The organism is Microcoleus sp. N3A4 (genome assembly GCF_036701805.1).
Classification (GTDB): Bacteria; Cyanobacteriota; Cyanobacteriia; order Cyanobacteriales; family Microcoleaceae; genus Microcoleus.
This window is the reverse complement of the sequence record NZ_JAUBRJ010000146.1, coordinates 1-4,441: the sequence shown is the minus strand read 5'-3', so window position 1 is coordinate 4,441 and position 4,441 is coordinate 1. Positions and strand designations below refer to the sequence as shown.

Annotated in this window: 2 protein-coding genes; both read right to left on the bottom strand. The window is 37.9% G+C overall.

Annotation, left to right across the window (positions count from 1 at the left end; translation table 11 throughout):
- A partial coding sequence (locus QUA56_RS36185) for a serine/threonine-protein kinase PknK (RefSeq protein ID WP_333368749.1) occupies positions 1-3,587 on the bottom strand: 3,587 nt, incomplete at its 3' end.
- A 395-nt stretch (positions 3,588-3,982) separates the two neighbouring features.
- Positions 3,983-4,441 (bottom strand): ATP-binding protein (locus QUA56_RS36180; protein WP_333368747.1); only part of this gene is annotated, 459 nt, incomplete at its 5' end.

The following is a 4,441-nucleotide window of genomic DNA, read 5'->3' as shown; positions in this document are numbered from 1 at the left end:
GCCCAGATTTTCATTTGTTTTTGATGGGATGCTACTTTTTTCAGGTATTGCTTTTGTTCGGTTTTGGTGGTGGCTGGATAGTGCGCGAGGAGGGCTAGAGAATAGTAGAAATTGTGTTGGGCTATGTGAAGCAACCCAACCAAATTTTGTTTTATATTGTCTGCTAAATAAAAAGTTTCTATAGATCGCATATAATCTTTAAACAAAAAAAATAGAATGGATTGATTTATGTATAGAAACGCAATCGCTGTATTATTAGTCTTAAAAACATTGATTAATTCTTCGCTCTTACTTTTGCTAATAAGTTGAGAATTAATTACTGAATAACTCATAATATCTAAAACAAATTGATTTATAGGTAGTGCTAAATCTCTAGTTAATTCTTGTTTATTATTTAAAGTAAAATAGTTCAAATTTTTCTGATATCTAGCTACAGAATCCAGATTTTCTCCACTGCACAGCAGGTTAGCAGAATAGATCAACATCGAATAACCAGCATACTCCATATCTCCCGCTTCTAATCCACTATTAAACGTCTGAATTAAACCTTCTTTTGTTTCCTTAATATGTTCTTTCCAGTGCCTGATAAAAGCGTTAAACATATAATAAACTTTAGCTTTTATTTCTTTGGCATTAAATTGATCCAATAGATTTACAGACAGTTGACCAAAATTATATCCATTATTTATATCTCCCATTACTGTACATAAAAGTGTGCCATAAATACAATACGCAAAAGCAGAAAGAGGTGAATTACCATAAGTCAGGCAGAGGTCGATCATTTTAAAGACAACCAGTGGAAAAAGAAGCGGCTTGGCATTACTAGCAACGGGAACAAAATTCACTAAAATTCGCATGGCTGCGAGTTTGTAAGGGTCAGTCATCTCTGGCAGCTTTGCTAAATCTGAAATTTGCCTATTACCTACTGCTAATTTAGTCCGAACAGCGCCAAGCATAATATTTATTTTGCTTGGAGTTTTAGGCAAATTAACTCCCAATAATTGTAAAATTTGCAATGCTGTATCTACCGATGCTTGCATTTGATTTTGGGAAAAATAAAATGGAATTTTTAATTCATATACTTTAATTTTTTCAAGAATCGTTTTAGCTTGGGACAAAATTATCTCAGATAAATACTGCGCTCGGTCAAAATTGATGTTGAGATATTCACTCTCTAGTGCTTCTATATGAATATCCAGAGTTAATTCATAATAATTTTTCCAGCTAGATTCTGGCAGAAGTTCTAACCCTTGATTCAAATATCTGACAGCGGCTTTATAAGCTGTTGCTGCTTTTGCTTTGCGTCCAGCTATTAAGTTAAAGTTGGCAAGTTCATTTTTTTCTGACGGCTGCGCGATCAATTCCACTCCAATATTTAACTGGTTGACAATATCAAATATATTCTCTTCCAGCGAAGTTTCTGCGTATTGATGCAACAATAACTTACCAATTTTCAAGTGCGTTGCTTTTTTCTGATTTTCAGGAATCATTGAATAGGCTGCTTGTTGCACCCTGTCATGTAAAAATTTGTAGCCAACTCTCGATTCATCAAAAAGTAGCGTTACCTGTTCTTCTGACTGAAAAGCTAGAGGAATTTTGTAGTCGTTACTGAGGGGCAAAATTAGACCTGCTTGAAGTGCTGACCACAAATCATCGGCTGTTTCTAGCGGTGATTTTTCATTAACAATCGCGCAGACATCTAAGTTAAAGCGGTTGCCGATACAAGCGGCTAATTGTAATATTTGCTGTGTGGCTTCTGGCAGTTTTTGAATATTTCTGGCTACCAGTTCAACAACGTTATAATCAGCAATTCCCAGGGATTGAATCTGTTTAATGTCCCATTGCCAGCAACTTTTGATAAACTCAAAGTTTAACAGTAGTTCAGAGTGTAGAGTCTTGAAAAGTTGTGTTAGGAAGAAAGGATTTCCCTGAGTTTTATTGAAGAGTAGGTCTGCTAATTCTCTTGACTTATCTCCCTGAAGAGTATCGGCTACTAATTGACGGACGTTGCTAATATCTAAAGCCTGGAGGACGATATTATTTACAACCGCACCTGTTTTTTCAATCTCTTCAATGGTTTGAATCGTCGGATGAGTTGGGCTGACTTCGTTATCTCGATAGGCTCCAATTAGTAACAGATATTCGCTATCGGTGTCTGTTATCAAGAGTTGGAGCAACTTCAGAGACGCTGAATCTGCCCACTGTAAATCATCTAGGAACAGAACAAGGGGATGTTCTGGCTTAGTAAATACATGAATAAATTGTTTATAAACTCGGTTGAAGCGATTTTGAGATTCAGTTGGGCCTAGCTGAGGAACTTCTGGCTGTTCGCCCATAATCAGTTCTACTTCGGGAATCACGTCGATAATTACTTGTCCATTTTGTCCCAAAGCTTCGACAAGTTGCTCTTTCCAAATTCCTATATTTTCAGCGTTTTCTGTTAACAGTTGCCGGATTAATTCTTGAAAAGCTTGAATTAAGGCTGAATATGGAATATTCTTTTTAAATTGATCGAATTTGCCGGCGATAAAATAACCGCGCTGGCGGACTATTGGTTTGTGAACTTCTTGCACAACGCAGGTTTTTCCAATCCCTGAATAACCACTGACGAGCATCATTTCTGTTGAGCCAACTGCAACTCGTTCAAAGGCTGCCATTAGGGTTGCAACTTCTGTTTCTCGTCCATATAGCTTTTGAGGAATGAGAAATTGACCGAATCGATCCAATTTACCCGCCGTGAAATCTTTAATTTGTCCAGATTCTTCTAATTGTTTAAGACATTCTTCTAAATCGGCGAAAAGTCCACGAGCGCTTTGATATCTCTCTTCAGCAGTTTTGGCTAATAATTTCATTACCATGTCAACAACCGTTTTAGGAATTTCTGGATTTAGCTGATTTAGTGACTTGGGTTGTTTTGCGATGTGCCAATGCACCAATTCCATTGGGTCATTAGAATTAAAAGGTAATTGACCTGCAAGCATTTCGTAGAAGGTAATACCAAGGGAGTAAAAGTCTGTGCGGTAGTCAATTGACCGATTCATTCTCCCAGTTTGTTCGGGAGACATATAGGCGAGAGTGCCTTCGATGTAGTTGGGGTTACTGATGGTAGGATTTTCTTTTTCTAGGCGGGTGGCGATGCTAAAGTCGATGAGTTTGATTTGCCTACTTTCTGGTTTTATGAGGATATTAGGAGGTTTAATATCTTTGTGAATAATTTTTTCTTGATGCAGTTGTCCGAGAATTTGGGCGAGTTGATCGGCGATTTGAAGAAAGTTAATTAAGTTCGTTTTTTGGGAGTTAATATATTGTTTGAGGGGCTGTCCGCCAAAATCTTCTAGAATCAGAGCAAGTCCCTGTTCATAAGGTTTTAATTCGATCGGCTTGATAATGCCTGGGATGTTTAAAGAGTGGAGGATTTGATATTCGTGTCTGATTCGGGCGATTTCTTCTAGGGTCGGATACTCGGCTTTGAGAGTTTTGATGATGACAGGAGTGTGTTCTAATTCGTAGCGACCTTGATAAATAACGGTTTTTGTACCTTCGTGGATGGGGGAGATCAGTTGGTATCCGGGTAGAGGGGTTCTCATTGTATATCTTTAAAGGAGTACAGTAGTGAAAAAGCATGATACTGATGCACCTTGAGTTGATATATCATGTTATCAGTTTTTGATATTTTACCTTTGTATCGAAGATTACTTTCAATATCAAACAAAAACTTAAGATTTAATTAATTAAATCTTAAGTATTGACAAAAATATAGTTATTGGATAAAAAGTCAAAGCTTTATCGGAAGACAACCAGAATACCGCAGTTCCCTACTGCTTTACCGTGCGCCTACAAGTGTGGGGATTAAATTCTCTGAGGGGGTAGGAGCAGACCCTAGTTTGACCTATTTTACCTGTTTATCTTGCACTTTATTCTCGATCGCGCGATCGAAAACCCAGGCCACGCAATATGCGATCGATTATTCAGCAAGCCCTATTTAACTTTTGGGCAAAGTAATGATAAATTCGGTGTAGTTTCCGGGTTCTGTCTGCACTTCCAAATTGCCTCGATGTTGTCCAACAATGATATCGTGAGTGATGGATAAACCTAAACCTGTTCCCTGTCCGGGAGGCTTGGTAGTGAAGAAAGGGAGGAATATTTTTTGTTGGTTGTCTTGAGGAATGCCGATACCGTTGTCATGAATGCGAATTTCTATTGTTGTGCCTAGATTTTTAGTGGTGATAGAAACTGTTGGATTGAAATCTGCGGTTATTTTAAACTGTTTAATATGGGAGGCATAGCAAGCATTATCGATGATGTTAATTAAGGCGCGGCTGAGATCGGAAAAGGCGACATCTAGTTCTTCAATTGATTTGTCGTAGTCAGTTTCAATGGTAAGGTTGAAGGTTTTATCTTTGGCACGAATGCTGTGGTAAGCTAATTGTAGGGCTTGAGC